General features: G+C 73.5%; 20 protein-coding genes and 1 pseudogene. 6 read left to right on the forward strand and 15 right to left on the reverse strand.

Annotated elements, in window-relative coordinates:
* The 4 genes and pseudogenes from DKT68_RS23825 to DKT68_RS23840 form a co-directional block, all read right to left on the reverse strand.
* A pseudogene (locus DKT68_RS23825) lies at positions 1–304 on the reverse strand (hypothetical protein); the annotation flags it as partial.
* 81 nt (positions 305–385) lie between these two features.
* Positions 386–1,390 (reverse strand): glycine betaine ABC transporter substrate-binding protein, encoded by a 1,005-nt coding sequence (locus DKT68_RS23830; protein WP_109819637.1) that lies wholly within the window; start codon positions 1,388–1,390, stop codon positions 386–388.
* A gap of 193 nt (positions 1,391–1,583) precedes the next feature.
* Positions 1,584–2,321: an ABC transporter permease gene (locus DKT68_RS23835; protein WP_109819638.1), complete on the reverse strand. Its 738-nt coding sequence runs from the start codon at positions 2,319–2,321 to the stop codon at positions 1,584–1,586.
* Positions 2,318–3,004 carry an ABC transporter permease gene (locus DKT68_RS23840; RefSeq protein WP_109819625.1) on the reverse strand — a complete coding sequence of 229 codons (687 nt, stop codon included), beginning with the start codon at positions 3,002–3,004 and terminating at the stop codon, positions 2,318–2,320. The genes DKT68_RS23835 and DKT68_RS23840 overlap by 4 nt, the downstream gene beginning before the upstream one ends.
* 2 nt (positions 3,005–3,006) lie before the next feature.
* On the opposite strand from DKT68_RS23840, the gene DKT68_RS23845 reads away from it, so the two are divergent.
* Positions 3,007–4,011 carry an ABC transporter ATP-binding protein gene (locus DKT68_RS23845; RefSeq protein ID WP_109819626.1) on the forward strand — a complete coding sequence of 335 codons (1,005 nt, stop codon included), beginning with the start codon at positions 3,007–3,009 and terminating at the stop codon, positions 4,009–4,011.
* Positions 4,012–4,020: 9 nt separating this feature from the next.
* Here the strand turns inward: DKT68_RS23845 and DKT68_RS23850 are convergent, their stop codons facing one another.
* The 7 genes from DKT68_RS23850 to folP form a co-directional block, all read right to left on the reverse strand.
* The gene (locus DKT68_RS23850; protein WP_109819627.1) at positions 4,021–4,521 is read right to left on the reverse strand and encodes a hypothetical protein; all 501 of its coding nucleotides are present in this window, start codon (positions 4,519–4,521) and stop codon (positions 4,021–4,023) included.
* A 56-nt stretch (positions 4,522–4,577) separates the two neighbouring features.
* Positions 4,578–4,886 carry a hypothetical protein gene (locus DKT68_RS23855; protein WP_109819639.1) on the reverse strand — a complete coding sequence of 103 codons (309 nt, stop codon included), beginning with the start codon at positions 4,884–4,886 and terminating at the stop codon, positions 4,578–4,580.
* Positions 4,887–4,939: 53 nt separating this feature from the next.
* Complete coding sequence (locus tag DKT68_RS23860) at positions 4,940–6,154, reverse strand: ABC transporter permease (protein WP_109819628.1); 1,215 nt, start codon at positions 6,152–6,154, stop codon at positions 4,940–4,942.
* Positions 6,155–6,272: 118 nt separating this feature from the next.
* Complete coding sequence (locus DKT68_RS23865; RefSeq protein ID WP_109819629.1) at positions 6,273–6,812, reverse strand: DUF3180 domain-containing protein; 540 nt, start codon at positions 6,810–6,812, stop codon at positions 6,273–6,275.
* 19 nt (positions 6,813–6,831) lie between these two features.
* Positions 6,832–7,359 carry a 2-amino-4-hydroxy-6-hydroxymethyldihydropteridine diphosphokinase gene (folK, locus tag DKT68_RS23870; protein WP_109819630.1) on the reverse strand — a complete coding sequence of 176 codons (528 nt, stop codon included), beginning with the start codon at positions 7,357–7,359 and terminating at the stop codon, positions 6,832–6,834.
* Positions 7,356–7,721, reverse strand: coding sequence for a dihydroneopterin aldolase (folB, locus tag DKT68_RS23875; protein ID WP_109819631.1), 366 nt, complete (start codon positions 7,719–7,721; stop codon positions 7,356–7,358). Before folB ends, folK begins: the two co-directional genes overlap by 4 nt.
* A complete protein-coding gene (gene folP / locus DKT68_RS23880) occupies positions 7,718–8,593 on the reverse strand; it encodes a dihydropteroate synthase (RefSeq protein WP_109819632.1) in 876 nt (291 codons plus the stop codon). The genes folB and folP overlap by 4 nt, the downstream gene beginning before the upstream one ends.
* 357 nt (positions 8,594–8,950) lie before the next feature.
* Between folP and DKT68_RS23885 the strand changes: the two genes are divergently transcribed.
* From DKT68_RS23885 to DKT68_RS32730, 3 genes are read left to right on the forward strand one after another with little or no spacing between them, the layout of a single operon-like run.
* Complete coding sequence (locus tag DKT68_RS23885) at positions 8,951–9,265, forward strand: hypothetical protein (RefSeq protein ID WP_030327982.1); 315 nt, start codon at positions 8,951–8,953, stop codon at positions 9,263–9,265.
* A gap of 12 nt (positions 9,266–9,277) precedes the next feature.
* A complete protein-coding gene (locus DKT68_RS23890) occupies positions 9,278–9,640 on the forward strand; it encodes a hypothetical protein (protein ID WP_053654782.1) in 363 nt (120 codons plus the stop codon).
* A 49-nt stretch (positions 9,641–9,689) separates the two neighbouring features.
* The gene (locus tag DKT68_RS32730) at positions 9,690–10,268 is read left to right on the forward strand and encodes a hypothetical protein (protein ID WP_201749170.1); all 579 of its coding nucleotides are present in this window, start codon (positions 9,690–9,692) and stop codon (positions 10,266–10,268) included.
* Between the two features lie 399 nt (positions 10,269–10,667).
* On the opposite strand, the gene DKT68_RS23905 is transcribed toward DKT68_RS32730, so the two are convergent.
* Positions 10,668–11,294 (reverse strand): mycothiol-dependent nitroreductase Rv2466c family protein, encoded by a 627-nt coding sequence (locus tag DKT68_RS23905; RefSeq protein ID WP_109819640.1) that lies wholly within the window; start codon positions 11,292–11,294, stop codon positions 10,668–10,670.
* 219 nt (positions 11,295–11,513) lie between these two features.
* On the opposite strand from DKT68_RS23905, the gene pepN reads away from it, so the two are divergent.
* On the forward strand, positions 11,514–14,063 hold the full coding sequence (pepN, locus tag DKT68_RS23910; RefSeq protein WP_109819633.1) for an aminopeptidase N: 2,550 nt from the start codon (positions 11,514–11,516) through the stop codon (positions 14,061–14,063).
* A gap of 85 nt (positions 14,064–14,148) precedes the next feature.
* Positions 14,149–14,712, forward strand: coding sequence for a Uma2 family endonuclease (locus DKT68_RS23915; RefSeq protein ID WP_109819641.1), 564 nt, complete (start codon positions 14,149–14,151; stop codon positions 14,710–14,712).
* A 66-nt stretch (positions 14,713–14,778) separates the two neighbouring features.
* Here DKT68_RS23915 and DKT68_RS23920 read toward each other — a convergent pair whose 3' ends face one another.
* The 3 genes from DKT68_RS23920 to DKT68_RS23930 are packed head-to-tail and all read right to left on the reverse strand — an operon-like array spanning position 14,779 to position 17,005.
* Positions 14,779–15,186 (reverse strand): DUF5130 family protein, encoded by a 408-nt coding sequence (locus tag DKT68_RS23920; RefSeq protein WP_109819634.1) that lies wholly within the window; start codon positions 15,184–15,186, stop codon positions 14,779–14,781.
* On the reverse strand, positions 15,173–15,493 hold the full coding sequence (gene ctaJ / locus DKT68_RS23925) for an aa3-type cytochrome oxidase subunit CtaJ (protein ID WP_456238187.1): 321 nt from the start codon (positions 15,491–15,493) through the stop codon (positions 15,173–15,175). Before ctaJ ends, DKT68_RS23920 begins: the two co-directional genes overlap by 14 nt.
* A gap of 48 nt (positions 15,494–15,541) precedes the next feature.
* On the reverse strand, positions 15,542–17,005 hold the full coding sequence (locus DKT68_RS23930; protein ID WP_109819636.1) for an amidase: 1,464 nt from the start codon (positions 17,003–17,005) through the stop codon (positions 15,542–15,544).
* Positions 17,006–17,097 lie beyond the last annotated feature (92 nt).

Consider the following 17,097-nt stretch of genomic DNA (forward strand, 5'->3'; position numbering starts at 1 on the left):
CGATCTCGGCGCGCAGCTCCCGGCGGAGCTCCTCGATCTCGTCCAGCAGCTCGTCGGCCCGCGCCGAGGCGCCCTCCCCGTCGGGGCGCAGCGCGATGGAGAGGCCGATCAGGACCACCGCCAGGATGGCGAGCACCGCCGCGAAGCGCAGCGGACCGTTTCCGTCGGCGACCAGCAGGATCAGCGCCGCCACCGGGGCGAGGGCCACGCCGGCCCAGAAGAGCATGGTCAGCGGGGCGGTTGGCGCCGGGCGTCGGGGGTGACCGGGGCTGGCATGGCTGTGCAGCCTACCGAGGATCGCCACGCGAGGGAACGGGTGCCCGGGACGACGGACGCCCCCGCCCCAGCTGGGGCGGGGGCGTCGTCAGCACGCCACGAAATGGGCTCAGCTGGTGGCGAACGCGCCGTCCGACGAGAAGATCAGACCCACGCTGATGGCCCCGGTGCGCAGCCCGTTCTTGGTCAGCGGCCCGCCCTGGTCGAGCGAGGAGAACGAGCCGACCGAGAGCCCGTACGTCTTCTCCAGGCCCGGCTTGCAGAACGGACGCTGCTGGCACTCCGGCGGACCACCCAGCACAGTCGCGTTGCCGGAGCACTTCGCGGCCAGCTCGGAGAGCGTGCGCACGCCGTACTTGTCGGCGAAGGCCTGGGTGACCGCGAAGGCGTTCTGGTCCTGCGCGGCGGCCGGGGCGCCGAACGTGATGCCCACCTTGTCACCCTGGGCCTTGAGCGCGGTCACCGTGGTGTTGACGTCCGGCGAGGAGATTGGCTGTGCGTTGGGACCGTTGGCCTTGGTGTTGAGGAACTCGGCCATCGTCGCCGCGTACTCCGGGACGACCTGGATCTCGCCCTTCTCCAGCGCCGGCTCGTAGAGCTCGCGGTTGCCGATCTGCTGCACCTTGACCTGGTAGCCGGCGGCGGTGAGCGCGATCCGGTACAGCTCCCCCAGGGTCTGGCTTTCGGCGAAGTTGCCGGCGCCCACCACGATGTCGCCGCCCGGGCCCTTGGCGATGCCCGCGGTGACGTTGTTGGCCGAGGCGAACTCCTCGGCCGCCACCTTGGGGGTCTTGCGGTCGTCGTTGACCGCCTTGTTGAGCTGGATCAGCTTCGGCGTGTCGAGCGCCGCCGAGACCTTGTCCAGGGCGGCGATCAGCTGCGGGTTGGCCACCTTGCTGTTGACCGCCGGAATGACGTTGTCGGAGTTCTGGAGCTTCTTGTCGTCCTGCAGAGCGATGAGCTGCTGACCGGCGACCGGGGCGCAACCGGCGCCGGAGGCGCCCTGCTGCGGTGCGTCGGTGCCGGACGAGCCGGCGTCACCGCACCCGGTGAGGAGCGCCGCCGCGGCGACGGCGCCGACCGCGCCGAATGCCAGACGTGTACGTGCGCGCATGTGCCCGCCTTCCGTGTCCCGGCGCGACCCGTCCCGGGCCGGCCGCGTGTCCGACGGGCGAACCTGGCTGTCGGTCGCCCGCGAGTACCCACCCAACATCCTCCGCAACCGACCGACAACCCGGGGTGGACTTCGTCACCGCCGCCGGTCGGGCTCGCGACCGTTCACCGGGACGGATCAGCCGCCGGGTGGGTCAGGCGTGGCCGGTGGCGTCGGCGGGCCGGGGCCGCGCCGCGCCCTGCCGGACGCGCCGCAGCGGACGGGGGGTGACCAGCCGTTCGACACCGCTGAGCAGCACCTCGGCCAGCAGCGCGAGCCCGGCCACCAGCGCGCCGCCGGCCAGGATCTGGCCCCCGCCGGCCGCGATGCTCAGCCCGAACCCGGTACGGATGATCTCGCCGAGCCCGCCGCCGTTGACGAACGAGGCCAGCGCGGCCGTGGCGATCACCTGCACGGCGGCGGTCCGGAACCCGGCGGCCAGGTAGGGCACCGCGAGCGGCAACTCCACCCGACGCAGCACCTGCCCGCCGGACAACCCCATCCCGCGGGCCGCGTCGCGCGCCTCCGGGTCGGCCTGGCGTACGCCGGTGTACGCGTTCGCCAGCAGCGGCGGGACGGCGAAGACGGCCAGCGCCACCACCACCGGCGTACGGCCGAACCCGAGGAAGGTCAGCGGCAGGATGGTCAGCAACGCCAGGGTGGGGATGGCCAGGGTGGCGTTGGACACCAGCACCACCAGGCCACCACCCCGCCCGGTGTGACCCAGCCAGAGCCCGACCGGCCAGGCCACCAGGCAGCCGAGCACCACCGCGGCGGCGGAGATCTCCAGGTGCTCGCCGAGCCGGTCCAGGATGCCGCCGGGGTTGCTCCAGTTCAGCGGGTCGTTGAGCCACAGCACCGCCTGGTGCAGGGGGCTCGCCGCGGCGTTCACCGGACGCCTCGCGCGGACCACGGGGTGACCAGCCGGCCGACCAGGACCAGCAGCAGGTCCAGCAGCACCGCGAGCGCCACGCTGAGCACGGTGCCCGTCATGATCTCGGCCTTGTAGAGGTTGTTCTGAAAGCCCGCGAAGATCAACTGCCCGAGCCCGCCGTGCCCCACCAGCACCCCCACGGTGACCAGTGCGACCGTCGACACGGTCGCCAGCCGCAGCCCGGTCAGGATGCCCGGGACCGCCAGCGGCAGGTCGATCCGGAACAGCCGGCGCCAACGGCCGTAGCCCATGCCCTCGGCGGCCTCGCGGACCTCGGGCGGCACCTGGTTGAGCCCGGCCACCACGTTGCGGACGATCAGCAGCAGCGCATACAGGACCAGCCCGACCAGCACGGTGGTGGCGCCGGTGCCCAGGTACGGCGCGATGAACGCGAACAACGCCAACGACGGGATCGTGTAGATCACGCCGGTGACACCGAGGATGGGGCCCGCCAGCGGCCGGAACCAGTAGGCGAGAACGGACAACGGCAGGGCGATGAGCACCGCGATCAGCACCGCGCGCCCGGTGAGGGAGGCGTGTTCGCGCACCGCGGCGAGGATCGTGTCAGAGTTGTCCCGCACGTACTGCCAGGAGAACCAGGGGTTACCCGGGTCGGCCCGGTAGCTCAGGCGGAAGGACATACGTGGACGTTACCCCGGAGGTTTCCGGCGTGGCCGAATCCCCTCGCGCGGCCTCGATCTCCCTTCAGGGCATCCGGAAGCGCTACCCGGGCGGCACCGAAGCCGTCCGGGAGCTCAGCCTGGAGGTCAAGGCCGGCGAGCTGGTGGTGCTGATCGGCCCGTCCGGTTGCGGCAAGTCGACCGTCCTCCGCATGGTCAACCGGCTGATCGAGCCGACCGCCGGGCGGATCATGCTCGGCGACGAGGACGTCACCGACGTCGACCCGGTGCGACTGCGCCGCCGGATCGGCTACGTGATCCAGAACGTCGGCCTCTTCCCGCACCAGACGGTCCGGGCGAACGTCGCCACCGTGCCCGGGCTGCTCGGCTGGTCCCGTGACCGGACCCGCGCCCGGGTCGACGAGCTGCTCGACCTGGTCGGGCTGGACCCGGCCCAGTTCGGCCGCCGCTACCCGCACGAACTATCCGGTGGGCAGCGGCAGCGGGTCGGGGTGGCCCGCGCCCTCGCCGCCGACCCCGTGGTGCTGCTGATGGACGAGCCGTTCTCGGCCGTCGACCCGATCGTCCGGGCCCGCCTCCAGGAGGAGTTCCTCCGCCTCCAGGCCGAGGTCCGCAAGACGATCCTGCTGGTAACCCACGACCTCGACGAGGCGGTCCGGCTCGGCGACCGGATCGCGGTGCTCTCCCAGGGCGGGCACCTGGAGCAGTACGACACGCCCGCCGCCCTGCTCGGCGCGCCCGCCACCCCGTTCGTACGCGAGTTCGTCGGGGCCGACCGGGGCATCCGCCGCCTGGCGGTCACGCAGCTCGACCGGGACGCGCTGGAACCGGTGCCCGGCGACGGAGCGGCGGACCTGCCCACCGTGCCACTGGACGGGTCCGCGTACGACGCGCTGGCGGTGCTGCTCACGTCGGGACGGGACCGGCTCGTCGTGACCGACGGCGGCCGTCCGGTGGGCGCGCTGAGCCGCCGGCGCCTGCTCGACCTCGGCGGCCCGACGGGCTGACCGGTCGGGTCAGGCCCGGCCGCCGAGGCTGGCCGTGCCGATGATCCAACCGGAGAGGAAGCCGTAGCCGGCGCCGGTGGTAGCGTCCTGGAACGCGCCGAGCAGCGACGGGTCCGGCCCGAACGGCGCGGCCAGCACGGCGGCGAGCCCACCGGCCAGCACGTACGCGGCCCAGCCGGAGAAGAACTGGCTGACCGAGCCGGGCACCCGGGCCACCTGGGCGGCGGGCAGCAGATAGAGCAGGGCCACCGCGAGGACCACCAGCAGGATGGCCCGCAGGTCGGCCGCGAGCAACCCCCCGGCCTGCCCGTCCGCGTCCAGCCGCCAGGCAGGCCAGGCGAGCAGGCGGACGTAGAAGGCGGCGGCCGAATCCGGGTCCGTCTGGGTGCCGGCCCAGCGGGTGTACGCCGGGCTGCCGCAGATGCCGACGAGCAGCAGCACGGCGAGCGCGCCGGTGCCGGCGGCCGTTCCGTGGCGGCTCACCGAGCCGGTGCGATGGAAGAGCGACATGATCCGTCCAGGACCCGAGCCGGCCGGCCGGGCAGACCTGGGCTGCCCCGACCGGCTCAGTGCTTCATCAGGTAGTCGATGAAGGCGGCCCGCAGCAGCGGCGCCGACTCCTCGTAACCGTGACCGGTCAGCTCCCGCCACAGCGCGGCGGCCTCGTCGATGGTCGGGCCGATCGAGTTCGGCGCGCCGTCCAGCACCGTCGCCTCGTCCGCGTTCGGCAGGCGCCGCAGCACCGACCAGTAGAAGCCCACGTCGCGGTGCTCCCGGGCCCGGGCGAACGCCCGCTCCCGCAACTCCTCGGTGGACAACGCGTCGAGCTCCGCGAAGGAGGGTCCGCCGGGGGTGGCGGCAGGTGTGTCGGTCATGCCGCCGAGCCTAACCGTCGAGATCAGCTCCGGCTCGGCGGACGCGGCACCGCTCACCGCTCCTCGGAGTCCCACCGGCGCGGGCTGTCCTCCCAGCGCGGATCCCGCCACGGGTCGACGGGATTCGGCGCGGCCGGCGTCGGCAACGTGGGAGGCCAGTTGTCGACCGGCTGCGACCGTGGCACGGTCCAGCCCGTGCTGATCGTGCCGTCGCCGACCGGCTCCGGAATCTCCGTGCCGCCCGGCCGAGGCCGCCCGTACGTCTCGACCAGCCGGGTGACCAGCAGCCCGACGCCGAGCGCGACCCCGCCGACCGTCCAGCGGTCGACCGTCCAGCCACGCGCCCGCGCGTACGCCTCGAAGACCGTGACCAGACCCACCGCCAGCAGGGTGCCGAGCACTCCTCCACGACGGCCGTACGCGCTGGTGCCGGCGAGCAGGGCCACCCCGATCGCCAGCACGGTCCAGTCCAGCCCGGGGTTGGGCGGGACCGGCCCGGGGCCGTTGGCGGCGAGCAGCACGCCAGCGAGCGCGGCGAGCACGGTGGAGCCGACCAGTGCGAACGCGGTGACCACGGCCGCCACCACGCCCCGGCGGCGGGCCGGATCGGCGACCGGCCGGTATCGGCCGACCAGCCGGCGGATCGCCGGGATGGCGCCGAACAGCCCGCCGAGGACCGCCACGGCGGCGAAGCCCGCGAAGAGATAACCGGCGTTCCGCGAGGGGTCGTAGTCGCCCTGCACCAGCACGGGCGCCGACCGGCGTTCGATGTACACCACCACCCCGGCGGCACCGGCCAGACTGGCCGCCCAGCCTGGCACGTGCAGCACCACCACGGCCAGCGCCAGCGCCAGCCCGCCCAGCGCGGCGACCGCGGCCGCCGGCCCGAGGGACGCCGGCAGACCCCGGTCGCCCTGCTCCGCGTAGTGCAGCGCGGCGGCGACGGCGACCGGCCCGACGGCGAGGTTCGGGGCGGCGGTACGCAGGCTCAGCCCGGCGGCGAGGGCGAGCAGCCCGAGGCCGACCGCGGCAACCAGCAGGGTGCGCAGGCCGGTGCCGCGCAGCACGGCCGAGTCGGCCCGCCAGAGCAGCCAGCCCAGAGCGACGAGGCCGGCCAGCAGCAGGAACTCCCACCCCAGGTGCACGCCGATCCGGTCCCGGCCCGGCTCGCCCTGGGTGGGGTCGTCGAAGACGTTCTCCAGAACGGCGGCGGGCACCCCGGACGAGGGCTCCGCCGACCGGTCCCGGCCCACATCTTCGTACCCCATGTCGCCGCCTCCCCAGTGGCCGGCCGTCCCCGGTCCGGTGCGCGGGCGGACCGGCGGCGGCCGTTGCTCTCCGATCGGAGGCACCGTACCCGCGCCCGGAGCCGGGCGTAACCCCCTGTCAGCGCTGGCCGGGGCGGCTCTCCCGCTGGTCGGGCTCGCGCTCGTCGTCCGGGCGCTCCGGCACCCGGCACGAACGCTCCAACCAGAGCGCGGCACCGACCAGCGCCAGCGAGGCGAGCAGGCCACCACCGGCGGCCGGTCGATCCTCCGTGGCGGCGCGGGTGGTCTCGACGAAGAGCCAGCCGGTCAGCCCGGCGTAGAAGCCGGCGAAGATGGCCGCGGCCAGCGCCGACGCCTTGGCCAGCACCACGAACCGGGCCACCATCAGCGGGTTGACCGGATCCCGGCCGGGCTTGCGCTCGATCCGACCGCGGGTGTTGACCGCGGCGTACGCCTCCAGCAGGGCGAGCGCGGCCAGGGTCACCACCGGCAGCCAGGGCAGTCGGGGGATGCCGCTGTAGTAGAGGGTGCTGATCAGCAGCCAGGCCACCGCCGCCGCGGCCAGGCCGGCCACGACCAGGGTGGAGATCCGGGTGGGACCCATCCGCGACCGGTCGGGGCCCGACCCGCCCGGTGGTGGGGACTTCGCCTGCGTCATGCCGGCCGGCTCCGCTCGGTCATGTGGTCGACTCTAACGCCAGTTCGGGTCGGGGGCGCAGATCCAGCGCGTCGTCCGCGGCCGGGCCATTGGTGAGCAGGTCGGTCAGCCAGCCGTGACCGGGCAGCCGCCCGTACGGCTGGATGTCGATCCACGGCCGCAGCACGAAGGCGCGCAGGTGCGCCCGCGGGTGCGGCAGGGTCAGCTCGGGATCGTCGCTGAGCACCGGCTCGTCGTCGTCGCCCCAGACCGCGATCACGTCCACGTCGAGGGTGCGCGGCCCGAACCGCCGCTGCGGGTCCCGCACCCGGCCTGCGGCGTGCTCCGCGGCCCGCGCCCGATCCAGCCAGTCGCGCGGGGTCGCGGCGTCGTCCTGCGCCAGCAGCACCGCGTTGAGGTACGCGGGCTGGTCGGTGTCGCCCCACGGTGGAGTCTCGTACACCCCGGAGAGCACCAGCACGGCGTCGCCGAACGTGGCGACGGCCGTCCGCAGATGACCGAGCCGGTCACCCAGGTTGCTGCCGAGCGAGAGCACGGCCCGGGTCATCGGGCACGCGCCCGGGTCATGGTGACGGCCACGTCGGTGAAGGTGTGCGGCACCGGCGCCTCCGGCTTGTGCACGGTGATGGTGGCGGCGGCGACGCGCTCGTCGGCCAGGCAGACCGCGAGCAGCCGGTCCGCGAGGGTCTCGATCAGATTGACCGGCTCGCCGGTCACCACCGCGACCAGGCGTTCGGCCAGCTCGCCGTAGTGGACGGTGGCGGTGACGTCGTCGCTGGCGGCGGCCGGGGCGAGGTCCAGCTCCAGGACGGCGTCGACCACGAAGTCCTGTCCCTGGGCCCGTTCGAAGTCGTACACCCCGTGCCGGCCCCGGGCCCGCAGGCCGGTCAGCTGGATCCGGTCGTTCACCGCTTCCCCTCTCGCTCGTGACCGGCCGGCGCGGAGACCAGGCGCGGACTGCCGGTGGCGGCCCAGACGGCCAGCGCGTCGGCGGTGGCCTGGACGTCGTGCACGCGTACCCCCCAGGCGCCCGCCGCGACCGCCAGCACGCTGGTGGCGACGGTGGCCGCCTCCCGCTGCGCGGTGGGTCGCGGCGCGCCGTCCGGGGCGGCGAGCAGTCGGCCCAGGTAGGACTTGCGGCTGGCGCCGAAGAGCAGCGGGTACCCGAGGTCCAGCAGCTCCGGCAGGCGGGCGCTGAGCTCCCAGTTGTGCGCGGCCGTCTTGGCGAAGCCGAGGCCGGGGTCGATGACGATGCGGTCGGCGGCCACCCCGGCGGCCAGCGCGGCGTCGGTCCGCTGGGCCAGCTCGGCCCGGACGTCGGCCACCACGTCGGTGTAGCTGGCCAGCTCGCGCATCTGTCGGGAGTGGCCACGCCAGTGCATCAGCACCCAGGGGCAGCCGGCGTCGCGGACCACCCGGGCCATGTCGGGGTCGGCCAGCCCGCCGGACACGTCGTTGACGACGGCCGCGCCGGCGCTCAGCGCGGCCTCGGCCACCCGGGCACGGCTGGTGTCGATGCTGACCGGCACGCCGGCGGCGCTCAGCTCGCGGATGACCGGCAGCACCCGGGCCGCCTCGGTCGCCGCGTCGATCCGCTCGGCGCCCGGGCGGGTCGACTCACCGCCGACGTCGATGAGGTGCGCCCCGGCGTCGCGCAGACGCACGCCGTGTCCGACGGCCGCGCCGAGGTCGGCGTACCGTCCGCCGTCGGAGAAGGAGTCCGGCGTGACGTTGAGGACGCCCATCACCACCGGGCCCGGGGCCCGTACCAGATCGGTCACGACTAGACGGTACCGGTCGTCTGGACGGAGTCGACCGGCCCGGGTGCGCTCCTCAGCCACCATCCCTGACGTGCACATTGGAACGAGTGTACGATCGGATATTCGGGCAGTATCCGGCAGCCCCTTCGCGGCTTGTCGCAATCCGGGGCGGCCCGTACGCTTTGGAATTGGCCAGCATCGAGATGGCGAAGCTTGGAGGGAGGGCCGAAGCGGGGGAAAAACGCCCAAACCTCGCCACTCTCCGTGGTGAGTAACGAACGCAGGGTCGAGAACGCTGCGCCCTGTGCAGCACATTTCCCGCCAGGCTCGCCTACTGCACCGCCGCGGCACCGCCGGCCGCGATATGGGGAGGTTCCAGTGATCGCCTTCGAGCTCATGGAGACGGCGTCGTCCGGCGTCGCCCACGCGCTCTCCACCCTGGCGTCGGCTCCGCTCGCCGAGCCGGCCCCGAAGGGGATCGACACCAACAGTGTGGTCACCTTCTTCGCCAGCAAGATCGCTCCGATCCTGCTCGCCGTGCTGGGCGTCATCTTCATCGGCCGGGCCAGCCGGGGCGAGATCTCCAAGGTCCTGACCAGCTCGGCGATCGCCATCGTCGGGCTGGCCTTCATCGCCGGCGCGGCCACACTCTTCTTCGTCGGCGATTACCTGATCGACCTCATCTTCGAATAGGCGCCACACCAGATGCGGCTGCGCACCGACGACGACATCTACCGGGCCCGCCTGGTCTACCTCGGGCCGCCCGGCTACACCCTTCCCGTCCACCTGCCGTACGCCCAGTACGGCCTCTTCATGCTGCTCGTCCCCCTCTACATGTTCATCCACTGGCTGTTCACGCTGACGGTCGAGCTCTTCCCAGCCTGGGAGATCGCGCTCGCCATCGTGACCACGTCGTTCATCTTCCGGCACGTCGACCCGGACCGGCCGGCGCGGGTGGTCATCCGCACCGCGCTGACCGACTGGCGACGCACCCGGGAGCCGGCGGTCGAGCAGCGCGACCCGCGCCTGGTCGGCAGCCGGATCAGGATTCGGGAGGAGCTGGCATGACCGGGCGTACGCCGATCGGTCCGTCGCACGATGCGGGTGAGGCGGTCGCATGAGTCGCTCTTCCACGCCGGGTTCCCCGGCCGGCCGTCCGGCCGTACCGACTGGTCACCGTGCGCAGTCGTTTGACTACATCGACTCCGAGGACGAGGTGGCGCTCGATCCGGCGCTGGTGACCTCGCCCGGCCACGGCGCGGTCGGCGTCTTCCAGGCGCCCCGGCCGGTTTCCCGCCGGACACCGCCCGCCGAGCCCAGCGCGGTGTCGGCGGGCGAGAACGCCGACATCGACTCGCCCTTCCTGGACCTCTTCGGCGCATCGCGGCCCGGCACGACCCGGGCCGTCCCGGCGACCCGGGAGCAGCCGGCCATCCCGCAGCAGCCGCCCGCCGCCGAGCCGAGTCGGCCTGCGCGCCACGCGCCGCAGCGGGCACCGGAGCTGGAACCACCATGGACCGCCGACGAGTCCACCGGCGGCGGGCGCCCCGCCGAGCCGCGACGTGCCGTCGGCAACCCGGCCGGCGAGTCGAGGGTGCCGCACCAGGCCGGCGACCGGCTGCCGCTGCTCCGCCCACCGGCGCCGCCGAACGGTCGGCCGGCGCGGCGCCGGCGGGTGGGGTCAGGCGTGAGGTGACCGGGACTCGGGCCACGCCGACCACGATCGGCGGGGCGAGCAGGTCCACGACGTGGGCGGGGAGATCGGGGCGGACCGCCGGCCAGCGGGAGTCGTCGACCGACCAGTAGGCCGCGCCGGGAGTCTCGATCACCCCCTGCCGGGTCAGCTGATCGTCACCGGACGCACGGTGCTTGGCCATCGGGATTGCCTCCACGAGCTGCGGGGTGCGGCCCTGCGGGTCGCTGCGGCGGACACCGAGGGAAACGAGGCCGCCCGCCCACCGGTGACGCCGGGACCGCTCCCGACCCCTCGGCGCGCCACCGAAGCCGCACGCGAGACGCACCCGACGCCGGACGCGACGCGCCCCCGCCCGGGCAGCCGACGGTGTCCGGAACGGGGGCGCGTGGTGGTCGTCGGTCAGTCGAAGATCGGGCCCAACTCGCGGGTGCGCTTGAGCTCGTAGAAGCCCGGGGTGCCGGCGACGAGCAGGACGCCGTCCCAGAGCCGGCCGGCCGCCTCGCCCTTCGGCGCCGGCGTGATCACCGGACCGAAGAACGCGACCGGGCTGCCGTCCGGGCCAGGCGCGTGGACGACGGGGGTGCCCACGTCCTGCCCGACCGGGCGCATGCCGGCCTCGTGGCTGGCCCGCAGCGCCTCGTCGTGCTCGGTGCTGTCGGCGGCGGCGGCCAGCGCCGGGTCCAGGCCGGCGTCGGTCAGCGCGGCGACGTAGAGCTCGTGACCCCGCTCCTCCTTGCCCAGGTGGATCCGGGTGCCGAGCGCGGTGTAGAGCGCTCGCAGAACGTCGCCGCCGTACCGCTGCTCGGCCGCAATGCAGACCCGCACCGGGCCCCAGGCGGTGCTCAGGAACGACCGGTACTCCTCGGGCAGGTCGTCCCGGCCCTCGTTGAGCACGGCCAGGCTCATCACGTGGAAGCGGATGTCCACGTCACGGACCTGCTCGACCTCGAGCAGCCAGCGGGACGTGATCCACGCCCACGGGCAAGCCGGGTCGAACCACATGTCGGCGGTGACACGATCGGTCACGGTGAGTCCCTTCGTGACAGGTGGCGCCGGCAATCCGGCGTCTCCCCGAATCTTCGCCCCGGCCCACACCGAGCGGTAGCCGAACGGGAGCGTGACCTCGGCCACCGGCAACTGGCCGTACGTGGAAGACTCGGATCCGACCGGCCGCCACGAGCGGTCGGCGGACGGGCGCCGCCGGGCGTACGGCGAGATGTGGGATGGAGACGAACAGTGCCGGGAGTGCGTAACCTGACGCAGGTCGAGGCGAACGAGCGGGCGCGCCTGCTCGATGTGACCGGATACGACATCAGTCTGGACCTGTCGTCCGCCGTGCTGGCGGCCGACGGTCGCACCTTCCGGTCCACGACCGAGGTCCGGTTCCGCTGCGCCGAGCCGGGCGCGAGCACCTTCATCGAGCTGGCCGCCGACTCGGTGCGCTCGGCCACGTTGAACGGCGCCCCGGTCGACCTGTCCGACTGGTCGGCCGAGAAGGGTCTGACCCTGTCCGGGCTGGACAGCGACAACACCCTGGTGGTCGACGCCGACTTCGGCTACTCCAACAGCGGTCAGGGGCTGCACCGCACGGTCGACCCGGTGGACGGCGAGACGTACCTCTACAGCCAGTTCGAGACGGCCGACGCGCAGCGGGTCTTCGCCTGCTTCGACCAGCCGGACCTGAAGAGCGTGTACACCTGGCACACGACCGTGCCGGCGCACTGGCGCGTGGTGTCGAACATGCCGGTGGAGCGTGAGGAGCCGGCGGGTGAGGACCTGAAGACCCTGCACTTCACCGAGTCCCCCCGGATGAGCACCTACATCACGGCGCTCTGCGCGGGGCCGTACCACGAGGTGCGCGACACCCACGACGGCATCGACCTGGGGGCGTTCTGCCGGGCGTCGATGGCGCCCTACCTCGACTCGGACGACCTGTTCCTGATCACCAAGCAGGGCTTCGACTTCTTCCACGAGAAGTTCGGGGTGCGCTACCCGCTGCCGAAGTACGACCAGCTCTGGGTGCCCGACTTCAACGCCGGCGCGATGGAGAACTTCGGCTGCGTGACGCACGCCGAGTCGCACTACCTGTTCCGCTCGCAGGTCACCGACTTCGAGTACGAGCAGCGGGCCAACACGATCCTGCACGAGCTGGCCCACATGTGGTTCGGCGACCTGGTCACCATGCGCTGGTGGAACGACCTGTGGCTCAACGAGTCGTTCGCCGAGTGGGCCAGCCACTGGTGCAACAGCAACGCCACCCGGTTCACCGAGGCGTGGACGACGTTCCTCTCCATCCGGAAGAACTGGGGCTACCGGCAGGACCAGCTCTCCTCCACCCACCCGGTCTACACGGAGATGCCGGACATGGAGGCCGTCGAGGTCAACTTCGACGGCATCACCTACGCCAAGGGCGCGAGCGTGCTCAAGCAGCTCGTCGCGTACGTGGGCGAGGAGCCGTTCGTGGCCGGGCTGCGGGCGTACTTCGGCAAGCACGCCTGGGGCAACGCCACCTTCGACGACCTGCTCACCGAGCTGGAGGCGGCCTCCGGCCGGGAGCTGCGCAAGTTCGCGGCGCAGTGGTTGGAGACCGCGCAGGTCAACACGCTGCGCCCGGAGCTGACGATCGGCGCGGACGGCACGTACGAGCAGGTGGTGGTCCGGCAGGAGGCGCCGGCCTCGTTCCCGACGCTGCGGACCCACCGCATCGGTGTGGGCCTGTACGACCTGACCGACGGGCGGCTGGTCCGCCGTGAGCGGCACGAGGTGGACGTGACCGGCGAGCGGACGGACGTCGCCGAGCTGCGCGGTGTCCGCGCCGCCGACGTGCTGCTGCTGAACGACGACGACCTGAGCTACACCAAGCTGCGCCTCGACGACCGGTCGATGGCGACGGTGGTGCAGCACATCGGGGGCTTCGAGTCGTCGCTGGCGCGGGCGCTGTGCTGGACGGCGGCGTGGGACATGACCCGGGACGCCGAGCTGGCGGCCCGCGACTACGTCGCGCTGGTGCTCGCCGGGCTGCCCGCCGAGACCGACATCAACCTGGTCACCGCCACCCTGCGCCAGGCGACCACGACGCTGACCCTCTACGCCGACCCGGCCTGGGCGCCGACCGGCTGGGCCGGCCTGGCCCGCGCGGCGAAGGACGCGCTCGCCGCTGCCGAGCCGGGCAGCGGGTTCCAGCTGGCCTGGGCCCGGGCGTACGCCTCGGCGGCCCGCTCCGACGAGGACCTGGCCACCCTGCGCGGCTGGCTGGACGGCTCCGCCGTGCCCGCCGGGCTGACGGTGGCCACCGAGCTGCGGTGGACGGTGCTCGGGGCGCTCGTGGCCAACGGCGCGGCCGGCGCCGCCGAGATCGAGGCGGAGCTGGCCAGCGACCGCACCGCCAGCGGCGAGCGGGAGGCCGCGTACGTGCACGCGCTGGCGCCGACGGCGGAGAACAAGGCCGCCGTGTGGGCGCTGCTGACCGGCCCAGACGCGCTGCCCAACTGGCGGCACCGGGCGCTGTTGCAGGGCTTCGCGCACCCGGCGCAGGTGGAGCTGGTCGCCCCGTACCGGGAGCGGTACTTCGCGGCGATCGGTCAGGTGTGGGCCACCCGGGACAGCGAGCCGGCGCAGGAGTTCGCGCAGCTGGCGTACCCGACCTACCTGGTGGAGGACGACACGGTGGCGGCCACCGACGCGTGGCTGGCCGGCGACGGGCACCCCGGCCCGCTGCGCCGGCTGGTCGCCGAGGGCCGCGACGGCGTGGTGCGGGCGCTCAGGGCCCGCGCGAGGGACGCCCAGAGCGCCTGATCGAACGCACTCGACCGAGGGGCCGGCGTGGGCGGGAGCCCGCGCCGGCCCCTCGGCGTTATCGTGGCGGAAGGAGGTGGACGTGATGGCACAGCCGACGTACGAGTGGCGGCCACCCGAGCGGAGCTGGCGCGAGCAGGACCTGCGCGACCTTCCGGAAGACGGGAACCGCTACGAGATCATCGACGGGAGCCTGCACGTGACCCCACCCGCCGGACCTGACCATCACGAGCTGGCGGACGACATCCGCATGGCGGTGAGGCAGACCACTCCGCCGGGCTGGCGGGTCATCCGGGAGATCGGGATACGGGTACCCGGTGGCAATCTGATTCCGGACATCACCGTGCTGAAGCCCGGCGCTCCCCAGAGCCGAATGTGGGCCGAGCCGACGGACATCGCGCTCGTCGTCGAGGTGGAGTCGCCGAACAGCCGGCGGCATGACCGTTTCACGAAGCCCGCCCTCTGTGCCGAGGCCGGCATTCGCTCCTACTGGCGGGTGGAGCGGGGCGACTTCGGCCCGGTGATGTACCGCTACCAGCTGGGCAAGGACGAGCACTACGAGCTGTTGGGCACGGTGGGGCCGGATGATCCGGTCAACGTGGACGAGCCGTGGCCGATGACGCTGGACCCGAGCGCCTGGCCGCGCTGAACCAGCCCCGAACAGACCGAACCCCGGCCCGCGGACGCGGACCGGGGTTCGTCGTACGGGTGCCGCTCAGCCCTTGCCGGCGTGGCTGGCGAGCTGGTCGAGGCCGTTGATGATGCCGCCGGCCAGGTCGCCTCCGCTGAACGCGCCGACCATGGACAGCGCGGCCAGCTTGGCGTACGTGTCGGGGATGCGCTTGCGGGCGTGCCGCCCGGTGACGATCTCCAGCTGACGCTGGTTGGGCGACACCGCGATCAGCACGGACTTGTCGGGGTCGGCGAGCTGGCGGTGCAGCCGCTGGGCGTGCTCCCGGATCGGCTCGTCGAGGCCTCCGACGAAGACCGAGAAGACCAGGCCGGTGCCCTGGTCGGCCAGGCGCAGCGCCTCGTCGATGCGCAGCAACTGGCGGGTCGAGAACGGCCCGTCCAGCACCTCGGGCGGATTCTCCGTCCTGGTCTGCTCCTCACCAACGGTCACTTGCGCCTCCGGTTCCACCGGCCGGCGCCTCGACGCTGGCCTGCTCAAGCTTGTGGCTGGTCAGCGCCGGCGCCTGCGCGCCCGCCGCCAGCGCGGTGCCGGCCGAGTCGGCCAGCTGCTCCGGGCGGGCCAGGAACCAGACCGGAGTGAAGTCGAAGGGCCGGCCCGGCCGGTAGCGCTTGGCGCCACCGCCGCCGCCGGTACCACCGCCGCGGCTACCGGCGTACGCCAGACCCGCGATGACCAGCACGGCGGCCGCCGGGATGCCGACGAAGACCAGCAACGTCTCGGTAACAGACAATCCCAACGCCCCCAGGCGGAAGAAGGACCTCGAACAACCGGGTCGGATGAACGATCACGATGGCGACCGCCCGACTCCGTCGCCATTCACGTTAGCGGAGTCGACGGCCCGCCAGATTGCGGGGTGCCGATCCCATCCGTCACTGCAGTTCTCCAGTTGCGCAGCGGTCGCGATGAGCCGCGCGTCGTCGCCGTACCGGCCGGTGAGCAGCACCCCGACCGGCAGGCCGTCGGACGTCGTGCCCACCGGGAGGGAGACCGAGGGATCGCCGGTGACGTTGAAGATGGCGCAGTAGGGCGAGAATCGGCGTTGCCGGTCGAAATCGGCCGCGGGGTCACCGTCGGCGGTGAACCAGCCGACGGGCGCCTGCGGGGCGGCCAGGGTGGGGCAGAGCAGCAGGTCACATCCGGCGGTGCGGCGGACGCCCAGGCGGACCTGCGCCTGCAACTCGCCGAGGGTGGCGGCCAGGGTGCCGGCGGAGACCTCGGCGCCCCGGGCCCGCAGCAGCCGGGTCAGCGGAAGCAGCTCCGACTCCCGTTGCGGCGGCACCGGGGCGAGCGCCAGCACGTACCAGATGATCTCGAACAGCGGCCACGCCTCCGGCCCGAGCGGCGGCGGCACCTCGACCACCTCGTGGCCGGCGGCGGTGAGCAGCGCGGCGGCCCGGTCCACGGCGGCCACGCAGTCGGGGTGGATCGGCTCGTCGGCGAGCATCGGGGTGGTGAACCGGCCGATCCGCAGCCGGCCGGGCTCGGCCCGGCGGGCGGCGGCCAGGTAACCGCCGGGCGGCGCGACAGGCGGCAGGTAGGGCTCGCCGGGCACCGGCACGGCCATGACGTCGAGCAGGGCGGCGACGTCGGTGACGGTCCGGCCGAGCGGCCCGCTGGTGGGCAGGCCGAACGCGCCGGAGCCGAGCGGCCCGCCGGAGACGAGGCCTCGGCTGGGCTTGTAGCCGACCAGGCCGCAGAGCGACGCCGGAATGCGCAGCGAGCCGCCGCCGTCGGAGCCCTGGGCGACCGGGACCAGCCCGGCCGCCACCGCGGCCGCCGCGCCGCCGCTGGACCCGCCGGCGGTGTACGCGAGCTGCCACGGGTTACGCGCCGGTGGCGCGACACGGCCCTCGGAGTAGAGCGAGCAGCCCAGCTCGGAGGTGGTGGTCTTGCCCAGGCTGACCAGGCCGGCCGCCTTCATGAACCGGACCACGTCGGCGTCGACCGGCGGGACGAAGTCGACGAAGGCGGCCGACCCGAAGGTGGTGCGGACCCCGGCGGTGAGGGTGAGGTCCTTGATCGCCGTCGGTACGCCGTGCAGCGGGCCGCGCCCCTCGGCGGGCACGGCGTCGGCCGCGCGGGCGGCCTCCCGGGCCAGGTCCGGTGTGACCGTGACGAACGCGCCCACGGTGTCGCCGATCGCGGCCACCCGGCGCAGACAGTGCTCGACCAGGTCGACGCTGGACAGCTCGCCACCGGCCATGGCGGCGGCCTGCTCCAACGCGGTCAGGTCGTGCATCTCGGCCATCCCGTCATCCTGCCGGCCGCCGGCCCCCCGGCGCGCCCGACACGCGCCGACGACCGAGGCGGACCGACCGGACCGGACTCCCGACACACAGC

Origin of the sequence: Micromonospora acroterricola (assembly GCF_003172955.1) — a bacterium.
Classification (GTDB): Bacteria; Actinomycetota; Actinomycetes; order Mycobacteriales; family Micromonosporaceae; genus Micromonospora; species Micromonospora acroterricola.